Here is a 17,916-nt window from a genome sequence, read left to right on the forward strand (position 1 = left end):
GAGACCGCTACTGCGCGCGCGGCGCTGCGGTGCTGTCGCGGATGATGAGCTGCGGGCTCAGCTGCACGCGGTGCACCGGCCGGTCGGGTCCTCCCATCCGGTGGATGAGCAGGTCGACGGCGCTGCGTCCGACGGAGGCGCGCGGCGGGCTCACGGCCGTCAATGCGGGAGTGAACAGCTGTGCCACCTCATCGTCGTACGCGATGATCGACAGGTCATCGGGGACCGATATCCCGCGGTTCAGCGCGAGATCGACGACCGCCATGGCCTCGGGATCGGAGTGCACGAGCAGGCCGGTGATGCCGGCATCCATCATGGCGTCCAGCGCGGCATTGACCTCGGCGGTGAAATCGGGACTCGCCCGGTCCGGGAGGATCGTGTCCGCGATGCGCGCATCGAGCTGCAGCTCCTTCGCCGCCTGATGCCAGCCCGTCGAGATCTTCCGCGAGGTCGGCGAGTTGCGCGACATCACGAGGCCGACGCGACGATGTCCGAGGCCGGCCAGGTGGCGGGCGGCCAGGATCGCGCCCAGAGCGTGATCCGTGGTCACCGATTCCACGGGGGCGCCGTCGGGGGAGACCCCGTCGCGCTCGACGAAGACGGTGGGGATGCCGGATTCGTGCAGCCATCGGGCGACATCGTGCGAATGCGGGGTGTCGGTGTTCGGCGCGACGATCAGGCCGGCGATGTCCTCGCTCGCGACCAGGCGCTCCAGAACAGGCCGTTCGTCCTGCAGCTCGTACGATGCTCCGCGCAGCACGACCTTCAGTCCGCGGGCTCGTGCCTCGGCCTCCATGCCGCGCACGACGCCCGGCCAGTAGTAGTTCAGCGACGGCACGAGGACCGCGATCGTGCGGTGCTCCGGGGTGCTCGTGTCCGCGGACGCCGCGGTCACGGCGCCCTTCGGGGGCACCGCGCCCCCGTGCACGCGGACCAGCACGCCCTCGCGCTCCATCTGGGCGAGGTCGCGGCGCAGCGTCACCGGCGTCACGCCCAGGTCGTCGACGAGCTGCGAAATGCGCACAGCGCCGTCGCGGGCGAGCGCGTCGATCACGTGCTCGCGGCGCTTCGCCGCCAGCAGGGCGTGCGCGTTGTCGTCGCTCATGCTTTCTCGCCTCTCCACGTTCTTTCTACCGTCATCGACGTCTCTCGCGGGGAATTACGGTGCCGCGAGCCTAAAGCGATCATAACCAAACATAACGAAACGCAATACATCTTGTCGTGTACGAAAAAGATTGCTAATCTGCGAAAGCGGTCATGGATGTCACCCGCTTCCCGAAACGGACCGCCTGCATTTCAAAGGAGAGATCCGTGCCCGAATGGACCCGCACCGACTGGCTGGCCTATGCAGACCGTCTGCTCGCCGGCGCGCGCGTCTGGGCATCCGAGAACTTCGCCCGCATCACGCCGCCCGGAGCGTCCGGCGGCTACGGCCGCGACGTCGACGGTCTGGAGGGCTTCGCCCGGACGTTCCTGCTCGCCGGGTTCCGCATCGCCGGCGCGCGCGGCGAGGGAGTGGACCAGCTCATCGAGGACTACTCCCGCGGCATCGTCGCAGGCGTCGACCCGGCGGCGCCCGACCGCTGGGTGCGCGTGGACGAGCACGCCCAGGCGAAGGTCGAGGCGGCCTCCATCGCGCTCATCCTCGACATGACCCGCCCGTGGATCTGGGACCGACTCGACGCCCTCACGCAGCAGCGCATGATCGACTACCTCGCACCGGTGGTCGGCGACCAGACCTACCCGCAGACGAACTGGGTCTGGTTCCGCCTCGTGGTCCAGACGTTCCTCCGCTCGGTCGGCGGACCCTGGTCGCAGGACGACATCGATGCCGACCTCGCCCGTCATGACTCGTTCGTCCGCGCCGGTGGCTGGCTCTCGGACGGCGACGAGCGCTCCTACGACCACTACGTCGGCTGGGCTCTGCACCTGTATCCCGTGCTGTGGTCGCGCATGCAGGGCGCGGCCGATCTCGCGAACGGTCGCACGGCGGGCGACATCGCTCGTCTGGACGAATACCTCCAGGATGCCGTGGCCCTCGTCGGCGCCGACGGCTCGCCGCTCATCCAGGGCCGCAGCCTCGTCTACCGCTTCGCGGCCGCAGCACCGTTCTGGGCCGGAGTCTTCGCAGAGGTTCCCTCCGTTCCGCTCGGGCAGCTGCGCCGCGCGGCATCCGGCATCGTCTCGCACTTCGCCGACCACGGCGTCCCCAGCGCGGACGAACTGCTCGATCTCGGCTGGCACGGCGAGTGGCGCCGGCTCGCGCAGAACTACTCCGGCACCGGGTCGCCCTATTGGGCCGTCAAGGGGATGCTGGGGATCGCGCTCCCGGCCGATCACCCGGTGTGGGCGGCCGAGTCCGAGCCGCTGCCCGGGGAGAAAGCCGATGAACTGCGCGTCGTCGAGCCGGCCGGCTGGATCATCTCCGCCACGCAGGACGACGGAATCGTGCGCGTCATCAACCACGGCACCGATCACGCTCGCGCGGGCGACCTCGTCGGCGACTCTCCGCTGTACGCACGGATCGGCTACTCCACGGCCGCGAGCCCGCTGCTGAACGGCGACGCGTGGCAGGAGCCGCTGGAGCAGTCGGTCGCCCTCATCCACGCCGATGGCCGCGCCACGCACCGTGCGGGCATGAGCCTGCTCGACATCCGCCGCGAAGGCGATGCCGGGGTCGCGGGGTCCACGGCGCGAGCGCACTGGATCGCCCCGGCGCCCGAACAGGTGCGTCATGGATCCGGCATCACCGGCGACGTCGCGATCGCCGGTGAGGTCACGACCGTCTCGATCGTCCGCGGCGCATGGGAAGTGCGTCTGGTGCGCATCGACGCGCTCGAGCCGAGCGCGGCGCCGGTCGCCCTGCGCATCGGCGGCTGGGCGATCGCCGCGGATGCCGTGGCGATGGATGCCGCCGGGCGGACAGCCCGGGCCGGGGCACGGGGCCGTGTCAGCACGATCATCGCCCTCACGCCGGGCGGAACGCCGAGCGTCGAGGAACGCTTCGAGGCCAGCCCGCTGGGACCCGTCGCCGGTGTCCCCGTCGTCGCCTACGAGCCCGTCACCGACACCTGGATCGCCACCGCCGTCCACCTCGGCGCCGAGAACGCGGCCCTCGAAGCGCCCGCCGTCGCCCTGGAGGGCGACGCCGTCACGGTCACGTGGGCCGACGGCATCCGCACGACGACACGACCGACAGACCACCGGACGGCCTGACCGTCCGGAACCCGACCCATCCCTGGGCCATCGCAATCGCAAAGGAGCAGCACCCCATGAACCGCAAGATCCTCGCCGCCGGCAGCATCGCAGCTGTCGCGGCTCTGACCCTCGCAGGCTGCAGCGGAGACTCCGGAGAGAGCACCGCCGACCCGGACGCACCGGTCACGCTGAGCGTCTCGGCGTGGAGCATCGAGACCACGCCCGAGTTCCAGCTGCTCGCCGACGAGTTCGAGAAGACGCACGACAACGTCAAGGTCGAGCTCAAGGAGTACGACCCGACCGAGTACAACACGCTCGTGACCGCCGACCTCGCCGCGGGATCCGGCCCCGACATCATCACCCAGAAGGAGGTCAAGTACGTCACCACCTTCCAGGAGGGCGGTCAACTGCTCGACGTCTCCGACGTGGCGCTGCCGGACGGCATCGGGGGAGCGAGCTCCTACGAGGTCGATGGGACGGCGTACGCCGTGCCGTACCGCCAGGACTCGTGGGTGCTGTTCTACAACAAGGCGCTGTTCGACGCCGCCGGTGTCGAGCACCCTGATGGCTCGTGGACGTGGGACGACTACGCGACCGCAGCCGAAGCACTCGCGACGGATGCGACCAAGGGCGCCTACCTGCACAACTGGCAGTCCACCGTGCAGGGTTTCGCCAACGCGCAGACCGGCACCGACATCCTCGAGGGAGACTTCAGCAACCTCGAGGACTACTACGCCGACACGCTGGCACTGCAGGATGCCGGGGCGCAGGTCGATTTCAACACCGCCAAGGCCAACCAGCTGACCTACCAGGGCGAGTTCGGCACGCAGAAGGCGGCCATGATGCTCATGGGCACCTGGTACACCGCGACGCTGATCGCGCAGCAGGCCTCCGGCGAGGCGAACGACTTCGAGTGGGGTATCGCTCCGGTTCCGCAGCTCGACGACTCCACCGCAGGAACCGACAACACCCCGGTGACGTTCGGCGATCCGACGGGCTTCGGCATCAACGCGAACATCGATGCGGCCAAGACCGACGCGGCCAAGGCGTTCCTCGAGTTCGCCGCATCCGAGGAGGCGGCGCAGCTGCTCGCCGGCATCGGCATCACCCCGGCGCTGACGAACGATGCGATCGCCGAGACCTACTTCGGCGTGGAAGGCGCACCGACCGACGAGCTGTCCACCTTCGCGTGGGCGACGCACGAGACGCTGCCCGAGAACCCCACCTCGAACAAGACCGCGGCGATCCAGGGCATCCTCGCTGACCTGCACACGGCCGTGATGTCCGGAGCGGAGCAGATCGACGCCGCCATCACGACCGCCGAGGAGCGCGTGAAGAGCGAAGTCGGACTCGACTGATCGAACGGGGACGGTCCGCCGTGCGGGCCGTCCCCGGCACCTCCCTCTTCCACCCAGGAGATGACATGACCACGACAGATGCCCCCGAGGCGCAGGCCCCAGCGCCGCCGCTGAAACGCCGTCGCTCGGCGCTGCGCCGCCGCAACGCGCTGATCGGCTGGAGCTTCATCCTGCCGAACTTCGCCGGGTTCGGGTTCCTGACCCTGCTTCCCGTGCTGATCCTCTTCTACATGGCGTTCACGAACTGGAACGTCTTCGGCAAGGCCGACTGGGTGGGATTCGCGAACTTCCAGAGGCTGATGGGAGACGGCAGCTTCCACATCGCCTTCTGGAACACCATCTACTACTCGGTGCTGCACATCCCGCTGACCATCGTCGTGTCCCTGGGACTGGCCCTGCTGCTGAACAACAAGCTGCGCGGTGTCGCGTTCTTCCGCACCGCGGCGTTCTTCCCCTACATCACCTCGATCGTCGCGATCGCGGTCGTGTGGAACCTGCTCTTCAGCCCGGACTACGGGCCGATCAACGAGATCCTCCGGGCCATCGGCATCCAGAACCCGCCGGGCTGGCTGACGTCACCGGAGTGGGCGATGCCCGCGGTCGTGATCGTGTCGACCTGGCGCGACATGGGCTATTACATGATCCTCTTCCTCGCGGGGCTGCAGACCGTGCCGCGAGAACTGCACGAGGCCGCGCGCGTCGACGGCGCGAGCGTGTGGCAGCGGTTCGTGAACGTCACGCTGCCGTGCCTGCGCCCGACGATGTTCTTCGTCACCGTGATGCTCACCATCAACTCCTTCAAGATCTTCGACCTCATCCTCGTGATGACCGACGGCGGGCCCGGTCAGGCGACGCTGGTGCTGTCGCAGTTCATCTACAAGAAGGGCTTCGAGGAGTCGCAGTTCGGGTACGCATCGGCAGCGGCCGTCGCGCTGTTCTTCCTCTGCATCCTCGTCACGATCGGTCAGTTCCTGTGGAACAAGAAGCGGAGCGCATGATGACTCAGACCGAACTCCTGGTCACCGGGCGCCGCCCGCTGCGCAAGCTGAGCGACCCGGCACCCGCATCGCCGCGCCGCGTCGGGCAGACCTCCACCCGGCGCCGCCTCGGCCGCATCCTCGGCTACCTCGCGCTCGCAGCCTTCGCGATCGGCCTGCTCCTGCCGTTCTTCTGGATGCTGATGAGCTCTCTGAAGACGGCGAACGAGGTCTTCTCGGTCCCCGTCGTGTGGATCCCCGAGACCTTCGTGTGGCAGAACTACATCGACATCTGGACCAAGGCCGACATGCTCACCTGGATCCGCAACACGCTGGTCCTCGCGGTCTCCGTCACCTTCCTGCAGGTGCTGACCGGTTCGTTCGCGGCCTACGGATTCGCGCGCATGCGCTTCGCGGGCCGAGACATCCTCTTCCTCATCTACGTCGGAACGATCGCCGTGCCGTGGCAGTCGTACATGATCCCGCAGTTCATCCTGCTGTCGAACCTCAAGGTGTCCAACACGCTGTGGGCGATCATCCTCCTGCAGGCGTTCGGGGCCTTCGGGGTGTTCCTGATGAAGCAGTACTACGAGACGATCCCTGAGGAGCTCAGCGAGGCCGCGCGCCTCGACGGGCTCAGCGAGTACGGCATCTGGCGTCGCATCATGCTTCCGCTGTCGATCCCCGCCATCGCCAGCCTTTCGCTGTTGACGTTCGTGAACACCTGGAACGACTACCTCGGGCCGCTCATCTATCTGCGAAACCCCGACCTGTGGACCATCCAGCTCGGGCTCAAGAGCTTCGTGAGCAACCTGTTCGACACGAACTACGCGCTGCTGTTCGCCGGCCTGACGATCTCCGTGGTCCCGATCGCGATCATCTTCCTGCTCGGCCAGAAGTACTTCGTCGAGGGCATCGCCACGAGCGGGATGAAGGGCTGATCATGAGACGTGTCTCGCACAGCACCTGGGCGTCGATCCTCGGGGTCGTCTACCTCGGGCTCATGGTGAACTTCCTCGTCCTGCTCGCGGCGGCGCCTTTCGTCGTCCTGCTCCTCACGACCGATCCGATGCACTCCTGGCCGCTGCTCGCCCTGGCCGCTCCGCTGGCTGCGCCGGCGCTGACCGCCGCGTTCTCGGCGTTCCGCGCCAACGCCGAGGGCGAGACGCAGGTCGTCCGGGCGTTCTGGCAGGGCTGGAAGGCCACGTGGCGCACGGCGATGCTGCTCGGCCTCGCCGGCACCGCCCTCATCGTGGTGCTCCTCGTCGATGTCCGAGCGGTCGCCGACACCCCGGCATCCGTCGCGGTCGTTCCGGTCCTCGCGATCCTCACCCTCGTCGCACTCGCCACTGCCCTCGTGGGGCTCGGAGCGCTCGCCGAGGTGCCATCGGCACGGCTGCGCGACGCCGTCAAAGCGGCGCTGTACCTCAGCATCCGGCGCTGGTATCTGACGGCCCTGTCGTTCGCCGTGCTCGCCGTGCAGGTGGCGCTGTTCACGACCATGCCGGCCATCGCCATCGGTCTCACAGCCGCGCCGGCGCTCTACGTCGCGTGGGCGAACAACCGGTACACGCTGCGTCCCGTGCTCGAGATCGCAGAGGTGCGCGCGTGAGCGGTGTCGTGCGCACCGCGATGAGTCCGGACGTGTTCGACCTGCTCTTCGACGAACCGCGGATGCGGCGGCTGAGGTCGCTTTCGACTGCGCCGTCGCTCGTGCTCGGTGACGGGTCGGTCCTCGACACCGAGGTCCTGCTGACGTCGTGGGGCGCGCCACGGTTGGACGCTGCGCTTCTGGACCGGATGCCCGAGCTGCGCGCCGTCGTCCATGCTGCGGGGAGCGTGCAGGATCTCGTGTCCGAGGAGCTCTGGGAGCGGGGGATCATCGTCACCTCCGCCGCCGATGCCAACGCCGTGCCGGTAGCGGAGTTCGCGTTCGCGTCGATCGTGCTCGCGTTCAAACGCGCGTTCGCACACGTCCGCAATCAGGAGCGCGAATCGCTCGGGTGGGGCGACCTCGTCACCTCCCCGGCGTACGGCAGCCTCGGCCGGACGGTCGGCATCGTCGGCTTCTCGCGGATCGGGCGTCGGGTGGTCCCGATGCTGCGAGGGCTGCAGGAGGTCACCGTGCTCGTCGCGGATCCGGTCGTCGATCCGCGCGCGGTCGCCGCGGCCGGCGGTGAACTCGTCTCGCTGCCCGAGCTGCTGCGCCGATCGGATGTGCTTTCGCTGCATGCCCCCGCGCTCCCCGAGACTCGTCACATGATCGGTCGTGCCGAACTCGCAGCCCTGCGCGATGGAGCGACGGTGATCAACACGGCCCGAGGATCGCTGATCGACCACGACGCGCTGTTCGAGGCGTGCGCCGCGGGGCGGATCGACGCCGTCCTGGACGTCACCGATCCCGACCCGCTGCCGATGGACGCACCGTTGCGGCACCTGCCCAACGTCGCCCTTACCCCGCACGTCGCCGGGTCCATGGGCACGGATGTGCGTCGGCTCGCCGACTCCGCGCTCGACGATGTGGAGGCGCTGCTCGCGGGCGGCACGCTGCCCGGCGCGATCACGCGGCGCGACATGCAGGTCAGCGCCTAGCTCTGCCCCGCAGAACCAGACGTCGCGAACCTGCGCTCCTCAGCGCGCGGTCTGCAGCGCGGCCCAGAGCTCGGCGCGCGCCGGAAACGACGACAGGTCCGTGCCGAGCAGCGCGGACGCCTGTGCGATCCGTGCGCGCAGGGTGTGCCGGTGGATCCCGAGGGCCACGGCGGCCTGCTCGAACCGCGCGTCGTGCTGGAGCCAGACCCGCAGGGCCTCCTCCAGACCGTCGTGCGCGCGCAGCGGGGCCAGCCGCGACTCGGCGACCAGCCGCGCCTCGTCGGTCGCGAACGCCGACAGGATGCTCGACGCGATGGTGTCCTCGTACCGCACGGCGCCGGAGCCGCCGTGACGCAGCGCCGCGGTGGCCTGGGCGTGCGCACGCGAGAACGCCGAGTACCCCTCGGCACCTGACACTCCGATCCGGATGCCGAAGCGTTCGGCGATCTCGTCGAAGAGCGCGGTATCCGCAGCGGACACGCACATCACGATGCCGTCCTCCGACGCGGCGCCGAACACGGCGGTTCCGGCGTCGGTGCGCTGCCGCTCCCACCATTCCTCGAGCGCCTCGACCGGGGCATCCGCGTCGGCGACGGCGACCACCATCGGGGTGTGCGGAAGCGAGCCGAGCACTCTTCGCGCCAGGGTCGGATCATCGAGCAGGAGCGACGCGAGCACCTGCGACCGCAGGCGACGTCGACTGCGCGCGAACTGCTCGTTCTGCTCGAGTGCCAGGCCGGCCATCGCGATCACCGAGGTGACGACGGCGCGAGCTTCGGCATCCAGCGACGCCGTCGCGATGGCGATCACTCCGCGCAGGTGCCCGCTGCGCCCGAGGGTGAAGAGCGTGTACGACTGCGCGCCCCGCGTGAGGGACTGCCCCGCCTGGCCCCCGCGCGCGATCAGGTCGGTCGCCCGTTCCGCGAGCGATGCCGCATCCTCCGACGACAGCCGCCCCTGCGGATGCTCGTGCACGAGGACGCCGGCGGCATCGAACATGCCCACCCAGCGCTCGAGGCGTTTCGCGAGCTCGGACAGCGTCGCGAACAGCCCGCGCGGACGCAGCGCGGCCACGGCGAGGGCGCGCTGCGTGTCCAGCGCCCAGGTCCGGCGGGCGTAGGCCTGTGCGGCGATCGCCTCGGAGTGCGCGCGGGCCACCGCGATGAACGGTGTGTCGTACGGCACCTCGAACAACGGCATCCGCAGGTCCAGGCAGGCGGCGATCAATTCGTCGGGGATGCCGGAGCGATGCACCTCGGTTCCGAAGCCGAGACCCACGACCCCGCGTTCGTGCAGGCGTCTGACGTACGCGCGGATGCCGTCGTCATCGTCGAACTGCGCGCCGGTGGTGAGCAGCGCCAGCTCATCGGCGAGGAACGGCGTCGGATCGACGAGGTCTGACGAGTGCACCCAGCGCAGTGGCAGATCCAGAGCGCCGTCGGGCAGCATCTGCTCATCGGAGACGAGACGCAGCCCGAGGTCGGCGCGGCGCAGGAGCGCCCGCAGTGTCGGCTGGTCCACGTCCTTCTCCTATACGTGCTGGCGAAAGCCTCAGACAGATTGTACAGACGGGCGAGTGCGCCCGCTGCGCCGGGAAGCCTACGCTCGCGGCATGGCACTTCTCGACACCGCACCCGTTGCCCCTCCTCTCGGCGGCCCTGACCTCCCGCAGGAGCGCCGACTCGTCACCGAGCTCCCCGGCCCCCGCTCGACCGAGCTGCTGGCGCGCAAGGCGGATGCCGTGCCGGCCGGCGTCGGTCACACCATCCCTGTCGCGGCCGTCGCAGCCGGCGGAGGCGTCGTCGTCGACGCCGACGGCAACTCGCTGATCGACCTCGGCAGCGGCATCGCCGTCACCACGGTGGGCAACGCGCATCCGAAGATCGCCGCGGCGGTCGCCGCGCAGGCGGCGCAGTTCACGCACACGTGCTTCATGATCTCGCCGTACGAGTCGTACGTCGCCGTCGCCGAGGCGCTCAACCGCCTCACCCCCGGCGACTTCGCCAAGAAGAGCGCGCTGTTCAACTCCGGCGCCGAGGCCGTCGAGAACGCGATCAAGATCGCACGCAAGCACACCGGCCGGCATGCCGTCGTGGCCTTCGACCACGGTTACCACGGCCGTACCAACCTCACCATGGCGCTGACCGCCAAGGCGATGCCGTACAAGAGCGGATTCGGTCCGTTCGCCCCCGAGGTGTACCGCGCGAGCGCCTCGTACCCGTTCCGCGACGGACTCAGCGGAGCGGATGCCGCGGCCCGCGCGATCAGCCAGCTGGAGAAGCAGATCGGTGCCGACAACCTCGCTGCGGTCATCATCGAGCCGATCCAGGGCGAGGGCGGCTTCATCGTGCCGGCCGACGGCTTCCTCCCGGCGATCGTCGACTGGTGCCGTGCCAACGGGGTCGTGTTCATCGCCGATGAGGTCCAGACCGGTTTCGCGCGCACCGGCGCGATGTTCGCCAGCGAGCTGTTCGGCATAGAGCCCGACCTGATCACCACTGCCAAGGGCATCGCCGGTGGTCTTCCGCTTGCGGCGGTCACCGGCAGGGCGGACATCATGGATGCCTCGCACGCCGGCGGCCTCGGCGGCACCTACGGGGGAAACCCGATCGCGTGCGCCGCAGCGCTCGCCGCCATCGACATCTTCGAGAACGACGGTGTGATCGAACGCGCCAGGCAGATCGGCGACGTCCTGAAGTCCCGTCTCGCCGAGATCCAGCAGAGCGATCCGCGCGTCGGCGACATCCGCGGACACGGCGCGATGATCGCCGCCGAATTCGTCGACCCGGCGACGAAGGCTCCCGATGCCGCGCTCACCGCCGCCGTCGCGAAGGCGGCGATCGCGAAGGGCGTCATCGTCCTCACCTGCGGCACGTACGGCAACGTGATCCGCTTCCTCCCGCCGCTCGCGATCGGCGACGACCTGCTGAACGAGGGCCTCGACATCATCGCCGAGGCGCTCGCGGCAGCCTAGAACGTCCGGTCGCGGCTCGGATCGGGGGATTTCGAGCTGCGGCCGGCACTTGCGCCGCATCCCTCACGAAGCACCCGAGCACCAGCAACGAAGGAGCTGCACCCATGGCTGAGATCTCACGCGACGTCGTCGTCATCGGCGCCGGAGCCGCCGGACTCACGGCGGCCAACGACCTGCGCAAGGCAGGGCTGTCCGTCGCCGTCCTCGAGGCGCGCGACCGCGTCGGCGGGCGCCTGTGGACCGATGTGATCGACGGCGCCATGCTGGAGATCGGCGGCCAGTGGGTCTCGCCCGACCAGGACGCGCTGATCGAGACGATCGCCGAGCTGGGGCTCGAGACGTTCAGCCGGTACCGCGACGGCGACAGCGTCTACGTCGGCCCGGACGGCGTCGCCCATCGATTCACCGGCGAGATGTTCCCGGTGTCCGCCGAGACCGAGCGCGTCATCGCCGACATCACCGAGCGTCTGGACGCGATGGTCGCCGAGATCGACCCCGACCGCCCGTGGGAGCATCCGAACGCGCAGGAGTGGGATGAGATCTCCTGGGACGCGTGGCTGCGCGCGCAGACCGATGACGACGAGGCGGTGCGCAACCTCGCCTTCGCGACGGGCTCGGCCATGCTCACCAAGCCGACGCATGCCTTCTCTCTGCTGCAGTCGCTGCTCATGGCGGCATCCGCCGGTTCGTACTCGCATCTCGTCGATGCGGACTTCATCCTCGACAAGCGGGTCGTCGGCGGACTGCAGCAGGTGCCGCAGCTGCTCGCCGAGCGCCTCGGCGACGACGTGCTGCTGAACCAGCCGGTGCGCGGCCTCGAATGGGGCGCCTCCGGGGTCGTCGCGACGACCGACGAGCACACCGTGCGGGCGCGGTTCGCGATCCTCGCGCACGCACCCGTCCTGTACAGTCGCATCTCGTTCGTCCCACCGCTGCCGCGCCGCCAGCACCAGATGCATCAGCACATCTCGATGGGCTTCGTCATCAAGGTGCACGCCGTCTACGATCGCCCGTTCTGGCGGGAGGACGGGCTGAGCGGCACGGCCTTCAGCCCGTACGAGCTGTCGCACGAGGCGTACGACAACACGAATCACGACGACGAGCGGGGCACGCTGGTCGGGTTCGTCTCCGACCGCAACGCGGACGGCGTGTTCGAGCTGTCGGCGGAGGAGCGCAGGGAGCGCATCCTCGAATCGCTGTCGCACTACTACGGGCCGGCCGCGAAGAATCCGATCGTCTACTACGAGAGCGACTGGGGCAGCGAGGAGTGGACCCGCGGCGCCTACGCCGCCAGCTTCGACCTCGGCGGACTGCACCGCTACGGCGCCGACCTGCGGACGGCTGTCGGGCCCATCCACTTCGCCAGCAGCGACATGGCCGGAGCCGGATACCAGCACGTCGACGGCGCCATCCGCATGGGCCACCTGGTCGCCTCGAACATCGTCGACGCCAGCCGCATCACCGCGAGCGAGGTCGGCTGATGGCCGGCTCGATCGTCGTCGGCTACACCGCGACGGACTCCGGTGCGGATGCCGCGGCCCTCGGTGCCCGTCTGGCGCAGAGCCTCGGTGCACGCGTGCACCTGGTGATGGTGCTGCCCAACGAGGGCACTCGCAACGCCGCCGTCGCTCCGGAGCGCGCCTACGCCGATCACATCAGGGCGCAGGCGAGGCAGTGGCTCTCGGATGCCGCGTCGACGCTGCCGTCCGACCTCACCCGCACCGGCCATGTGCGCTTCGCCGAGTCGTTCGCCTCGGGGCTCGTGGCCGCCGGCGAGGAGTTCGACGCCCGCGTGATCGTGGTCGGCGCCGCCGGTGGTGCGCTGTTCGGGCGGCATCGCCTGGGCAGCGTCGCCTCAGAGCTGCTGCACTCGTCGACGATCCCGGTCGCGCTGGCACCAGCGGGCTTCGCCCAGCAGGATGATCACGTCGTTCCTCGGGTGACCGCGGCCATCGGCATCCGTCCTGGCGCGGATGCTCTTCTGGGCGAGGCGGCATCCGTCGCGACCGATGCGGGAGTCCCGCTGCGACTGGTGTCGCTGATGTCGTTCGATGTGCCCCCGGGGCTCGACACCGCTGCGATCCGCATCGTCCAGGACGGACATGCGGAATCCGTGCTCGAGAAGGCGGCTGCCGCCGTCCCCGCCGACCTCTCGACCACGATCGAGCAGGCCGCCGGCGACAGCGTCGAGGATGCCGTGGCACACCTCTCCTGGCTGCCCGGCGAGGTCATCCTCGTCGGCTCGTCCCGCCTCGCGCAACCGCGGCGGCTGTTCCTCGGGTCGACCGCGGCGAAGATGCTGCACGAACTGCCCGTTCCCATGATCGTCGTACCGCGCACCCGCGCCGAAGCAGGAGATCGCTGATGACCAGCACCGATCGGGCGATGGGGCCCGAATCCACCGTGACGACCGGGATCTCGCAGAAGGGTCTGCGGGCGGGCGCGGTCGGCGTGATCGGCGCGGTCGTCATCGGCGTCTCCACGATCGCCCCGGCCTATACGCTCACCGCCTCGCTCGGGCCCACCGTCGCCGAGGTCGGCACCCAGGTGCCCGCGATCATCCTGGTCGGTTTCATCCCGATGCTGCTGACCGCGTTCGGCTATCGCGAGCTCAACCGGGTGATGCCGGATTCGGGCACGTCGTTCACGTGGGGCGTTCGCGCGTTCGGGCCGTGGATCGGCTGGATGACCGGTTGGGGCCTGATCGCCGCGACGGTCATCGTGCTGTCGAACCTCGCCGGCATCGCGGTGGAGTTCCTGTTCCTGCTGATCTCGCAGCTCACGGGCAACCCGGGTATCGCGGATCTCGCTTTCGACCCGATCATCAATGTGGTCGTCTGCCTGCTGTTCATGCTGGGGGCGACCCTCGTGTCGTACCGCGACATGCAGACCACGCAGAAGTTCCAGTACGTCCTGGTCGGCTTCCAGGTCGCCGTCCTCGTGGTGTTCGCGGTGGTCGCGATCGTCAAGGCCGTACAGGGCGATGCGCCGGATCCCACCGCCTTCTCGTGGTCGTGGTTCAATCCGCTCGAGGTGCCGACCTTCAGCGCGTTCGCAGCCGGGCTCTCGCTGTCGATCTTCATCTTCTGGGGCTGGGACGTCGTGCTCACCATGAACGAGGAGACCAAGAACCCCGAGAAGACGCCTGGCCGCGCAGCCGTGGTCACGGTCCTGGTGGTCGTGAGCCTGTACCTGCTGATCTCGATCGGTCTCATGATGTTCGCGGGTGTCGGCACGGGGGAGTTGGGGCTGGCGAATGAGGGGATCTCGGCGAACGTGTTCTTCGCGCTCTCCGACCCCGTGCTCGGCCCGCTCGCGTTCCTCGTCTCGCTCGCCGTGCTGTCGAGCTCGGCCGCGTCCCTGCAGTCCACGGCCGTCGGCCCCGCGAGGACGCTGCTGGCGATGGGGCACTACGGCGCCCTTCCGAAGAAGTTCGCCCGGGTCAGCCCGCGGTTCTTCACCCCCGGCTACGCCACGATCGTCTCGGCCGTGGTGGCCAGCGTCTTCTACGCCGTGATGCGCCTTGTGAGCGAGAACGTCCTCACCGACACGATCCTCTCGCTGGGCATGATGATCTGCTTCTACTACGGCCTCACTGCGTTCGCGTGCGTGTGGTACTTCCGCAAGCAGTGGTTCGACTCCGCACGCACCTTCTTCTTCACGCTGTTGTTCCCGCTCGTGGGCGGTTTGATCCTCGCGGTGCTGTTCGTGACGACGCTGGTCGACTCGATCGACCCCGACTACGGCAGCGGATCCAGCCTCGGCGGAATCGGCCTCGTGTTCGTGCTGGGCGTGAGCATCATCGGCGTCGGCATCGTGATCATGATCTGGAACGCGATCCGTCGTCCGGCCTTCTTCCGCGGGCAGACGCTCACGATGGATGCTCCCCCGAGCCTGCGTCGCCGCTGACCCGACCCATGACTGATGAAAGAGAGATGATGATGACCGCTTCCCTCGCCCCGAACGAGCAGGCGCTGCTGGACAGCGTCCCCACCGGCCTGTACATCGACGGAAAATGGCAGGATGCCACCGGCGGGCGCACGTTCGACGTGCACGATCCGGCGACCAACGCCGTGATCCGCTCGATCGCCGACGCGACGCCGGAGGACGGCATCCGCGCTCTGGATGCCGCGGTCGCCGCGCAGGAGGCCTGGGCCTCGACGGCCCCTCGCACCCGCAGCGACATCCTGCGCCGCGCCTTCGACCTGGTGCAGGTGCACAAGGAGGACCTGGCGCTGCTGATGACGCTCGAGATGGGCAAGCCGCTCGCCGAGGCCAGAGGAGAGGTCGTCTACGGCGGCGAGTTCCTGCGGTGGTTCAGCGAGGAGGCCGTGCGCATCTCCGGCCGTTACGGCATCAATCCGGAGGGCACCGGCCGTATGGTCGTCTCGCAGCGTCCGGTGGGTCCGTCGTTCTTCGTCACCCCGTGGAACTTCCCGTTCGCGATGGCCACGCGCAAGATCGCGCCGGCGCTCGCCGCGGGTTGCACGGTCGTCATCAAGCCGCCGGCGCTGACCCCGCTCACCACGATGTTCTTCACGAAGCTGCTGGAGGAAGCCGGGCTGCCCGCCGGCGTCGTGAACGTGGTGCAGACGACCTCGTCGTCGAAGGTGTCCGCACCGATCATCGCCGACCCGCGGCTGCGCAAGCTGTCGTTCACCGGGTCGACCGAGGTCGGCCGCAAGCTCATCGCGCAGGCCGCCGATGGCGTGCTCAGGGTCTCGATGGAACTCGGCGGCAACGCGCCGTTCGTCGTCTTCGACGATGCCGACCTCGACAAGGCGGTCGACGGGGCGATGGCCGCGAAATTCCGCAACATCGGTCAGGCCTGCACGGCCGCGAACCGCTTCATCGTGCACTCGGCCATCGCCGAGGAGTTCGCCGACCGCGTGGCCGAGCGCGTCAAGGCCATGAAGATCGGCCGCGGCACCGAGGAGGGCGTCGCGATCGGCCCGCTCATCGATGAGAACGCCGTCGCCAAGGCATCCGAACTCGTCGGCGACGCGGTCTCCCGCGGAGCGCGCGTCCTCGCCGGGGGCAACGCGGTCGAGGGCGCAGGCACCTTCTACGAGCCGACCGTGATCACCGACGTGGCCGCGGGCAGCGACATCCTCCGGGAGGAGATCTTCGGCCCCGTGCTGGCGATCGCGACGTTCGACTCGGAGGAGGAGGCCGTCCGTCTCGCCAACGACACCGAGTACGGCCTCGTCTCGTACGTGTTCACCGAGGACCTCGCCAGGGGGCACCGGATGATCGACGCGCTCGACACGGGCATGATGGGCCTGAACGTCGGCGTCGTCTCGAACGCCGCCGCTCCGTTCGGTGGCGTCAAGCAGTCGGGTGTCGGCCGCGAGGGCGGTCTCGAGGGCATCCACGAGTACCTGTCCACGAAGTACACCCTGATCCCGAACTGACGACTTCCCGAAAGGACGCATCATGACCGAGTACGCCGTCATCAACCCCGCCACGGGGCAGACCGTCGCCGAGTACGACACCGCGACGGACGCGCAGGTCGAGGATGCCGTGGCGCGCGCCGCCGCCGCAGCGAAGACCTGGGGCGCGACAGCGCCGGCCGAACGAGCCGTCGTCATCCGCCGCATCGCCGAACTGCACCGCGAGCGTCGAGACGAGCTCGCGGCGATCATCGTCCGCGAGATGGGCAAGCCCGTGGCCGCCGCCGTCGGCGAGGTGGACTTCGCCGCCGACATCGTCGAGTTCTATGCCGACAACATCGAGCGCATCACCGCCGATCAGCCGCTGGACATCCTGGGCGATGGCACCGCGGTCATCCGCCGTGCGCCGCTGGGTGCGCTCTTCGGCATCATGCCGTGGAATTTCCCGGCGTATCAGGTGGCGCGCTTCGCCGCTCCCAACCTCGCGGTCGGCAACACGATCATCCTCAAGCACGCGCCGCAGTGCCCGGAGTCGGCGGCGTTCCTCGAGAAGATCTACGGGGATGCCGGCCTGCCGGACGGCGGCTACGTGAACGTGTACGCCTCGAACGACCAGGCCGCGACGATCGTCGCGGATCGCCGGGTGCAGGGCGTCTCGGTCACCGGCTCCGAACGGGCCGGCGCCGCGGTGGCGGAGGTCGCCGGACGCAATCTGAAGAAGGTGGCGCTGGAGCTGGGCGGATCGGACCCGTTCATCGTGCTCTCGACGGACGACATGGATGCCGTGGTGCAGGCGGCGGTCGATGCGCGCATCGACAACAACGGTCAGGCCTGCAACGGCGCGAAGCGCTTCATCGTCGTCGACGAGCACTACGACGAGTTCGCCGCGAAGTTCACGGCGGCGCTGGCAGCCGTGAAGGCCGAGGATCCCACCCTGGAGGAGACCGTCCTCGGCCCGTTGTCCTCCGTCGCGGCAGCCGAGCGACTGCAGGAGCAGATCGACACCGCGGTGGCGCAGGGCGCGACCGTGCTGACGGGCGGTACGCGCGAGGGAGCGTTCTTCGCACCGACCCTGCTCGCCGACGTGACGGACGACATGGACGTCTACCGCGAGGAGCTGTTCGGACCGGCCGGCGTCGTCTACCGCGTCGCCGACGAGGATGCAGCGGTCGCGCTCGCGAACGACACCGCGTTCGGCCTCGGCTCCTACGTGTTCACGACGGATCCCGAGCAGGCCGAACGCGTCGCGAACGGGATCGAGGCGGGCATGGTCTATGTCAACCTCGTGCTGGCGGACAGCCCCGAGCTGCCGTTCGGCGGCGTGAAGCGCAGCGGCACGTCGCGCGAGCTGGGCCTGCTCGCGGCCGACGAGTTCGTGAACAAGAAGCTCATCCGCGTCGCCTGAGCGCACGACCCTGCGCCGT

General features: G+C 69.0%; 14 protein-coding genes. 12 read left to right on the forward strand and 2 right to left on the reverse strand.

Going from position 1 to position 17,916, the window contains the following annotated elements; translation table 11 throughout:
- Positions 1 to 7 precede the first annotated feature (7 nt).
- Complete coding sequence (locus ACFCYE_RS17210; protein ID WP_376180703.1) at positions 8 to 1,105, reverse strand: substrate-binding domain-containing protein; 1,098 nt, start codon at positions 1,103 to 1,105, stop codon at positions 8 to 10.
- A 206-nt stretch (positions 1,106 to 1,311) separates the two neighbouring features.
- On the opposite strand from ACFCYE_RS17210, the gene ACFCYE_RS17215 reads away from it, so the two are divergent.
- The 6 genes from ACFCYE_RS17215 to ACFCYE_RS17240 all read left to right on the forward strand — a co-directional run bounded on the left by ACFCYE_RS17215 (position 1,312) and on the right by ACFCYE_RS17240 (position 8,125).
- A complete protein-coding gene (locus ACFCYE_RS17215) occupies positions 1,312 to 3,216 on the forward strand; it encodes a DUF2264 domain-containing protein (protein WP_376180705.1) in 1,905 nt (634 codons plus the stop codon).
- 56 nt (positions 3,217 to 3,272) lie between these two features.
- Complete coding sequence (locus ACFCYE_RS17220) at positions 3,273 to 4,556, forward strand: ABC transporter substrate-binding protein (protein ID WP_376180706.1); 1,284 nt, start codon at positions 3,273 to 3,275, stop codon at positions 4,554 to 4,556.
- A gap of 65 nt (positions 4,557 to 4,621) precedes the next feature.
- Positions 4,622 to 5,554 (forward strand): carbohydrate ABC transporter permease, encoded by a 933-nt coding sequence (locus tag ACFCYE_RS17225; protein WP_376180708.1) that lies wholly within the window; start codon positions 4,622 to 4,624, stop codon positions 5,552 to 5,554.
- Positions 5,551 to 6,474, forward strand: coding sequence for a carbohydrate ABC transporter permease (locus ACFCYE_RS17230; protein ID WP_376180710.1), 924 nt, complete (start codon positions 5,551 to 5,553; stop codon positions 6,472 to 6,474). The genes ACFCYE_RS17225 and ACFCYE_RS17230 overlap by 4 nt, the downstream gene beginning before the upstream one ends.
- 2 nt (positions 6,475 to 6,476) lie before the next feature.
- Entirely contained in the window at positions 6,477 to 7,145 is a 669-nt protein-coding gene (locus ACFCYE_RS17235; RefSeq protein WP_376180712.1) for a DUF624 domain-containing protein, read from the forward strand.
- Positions 7,142 to 8,125, forward strand: a complete 984-nt coding sequence (locus ACFCYE_RS17240) for a hydroxyacid dehydrogenase (protein WP_376180714.1) — start codon at positions 7,142 to 7,144, stop codon at positions 8,123 to 8,125. Before ACFCYE_RS17235 ends, ACFCYE_RS17240 begins: the two co-directional genes overlap by 4 nt.
- A 39-nt stretch (positions 8,126 to 8,164) precedes the next feature.
- Here the strand turns inward: ACFCYE_RS17240 and ACFCYE_RS17245 are convergent, their stop codons facing one another.
- Positions 8,165 to 9,646, reverse strand: a complete 1,482-nt coding sequence (locus ACFCYE_RS17245; RefSeq protein WP_376180715.1) for a PucR family transcriptional regulator — start codon at positions 9,644 to 9,646, stop codon at positions 8,165 to 8,167.
- A 91-nt stretch (positions 9,647 to 9,737) separates the two neighbouring features.
- Between ACFCYE_RS17245 and gabT the strand changes: the two genes are divergently transcribed.
- The 6 genes from gabT to ACFCYE_RS17275 all read left to right on the forward strand — a co-directional run bounded on the left by gabT (position 9,738) and on the right by ACFCYE_RS17275 (position 17,897).
- Positions 9,738 to 11,099, forward strand: coding sequence for a 4-aminobutyrate--2-oxoglutarate transaminase (gene gabT / locus ACFCYE_RS17250; RefSeq protein ID WP_376180717.1), 1,362 nt, complete (start codon positions 9,738 to 9,740; stop codon positions 11,097 to 11,099).
- Between the two features lie 104 nt (positions 11,100 to 11,203).
- Positions 11,204 to 12,580, forward strand: a complete 1,377-nt coding sequence (locus tag ACFCYE_RS17255) for a flavin monoamine oxidase family protein (RefSeq protein WP_376180719.1) — start codon at positions 11,204 to 11,206, stop codon at positions 12,578 to 12,580.
- A complete protein-coding gene (locus tag ACFCYE_RS17260; protein WP_376180721.1) occupies positions 12,580 to 13,464 on the forward strand; it encodes a universal stress protein in 885 nt (294 codons plus the stop codon). The genes ACFCYE_RS17255 and ACFCYE_RS17260 overlap by 1 nt, the downstream gene beginning before the upstream one ends.
- Positions 13,464 to 15,008 (forward strand): APC family permease, encoded by a 1,545-nt coding sequence (locus ACFCYE_RS17265; protein ID WP_376180723.1) that lies wholly within the window; start codon positions 13,464 to 13,466, stop codon positions 15,006 to 15,008. Before ACFCYE_RS17260 ends, ACFCYE_RS17265 begins: the two co-directional genes overlap by 1 nt.
- A gap of 29 nt (positions 15,009 to 15,037) precedes the next feature.
- The gene (locus ACFCYE_RS17270; protein WP_376180724.1) at positions 15,038 to 16,513 is read left to right on the forward strand and encodes an NAD-dependent succinate-semialdehyde dehydrogenase; all 1,476 of its coding nucleotides are present in this window, start codon (positions 15,038 to 15,040) and stop codon (positions 16,511 to 16,513) included.
- Between the two features lie 22 nt (positions 16,514 to 16,535).
- A complete protein-coding gene (locus ACFCYE_RS17275) occupies positions 16,536 to 17,897 on the forward strand; it encodes an aldehyde dehydrogenase family protein (protein ID WP_376180725.1) in 1,362 nt (453 codons plus the stop codon).
- Positions 17,898 to 17,916: the final 19 nt, after the last annotated feature.

The sequence above is a fragment of the Microbacterium sp. NPDC056234 genome, from assembly GCF_042267585.1.
GTDB lineage: Bacteria > Actinomycetota > Actinomycetes > Actinomycetales > Microbacteriaceae > Microbacterium.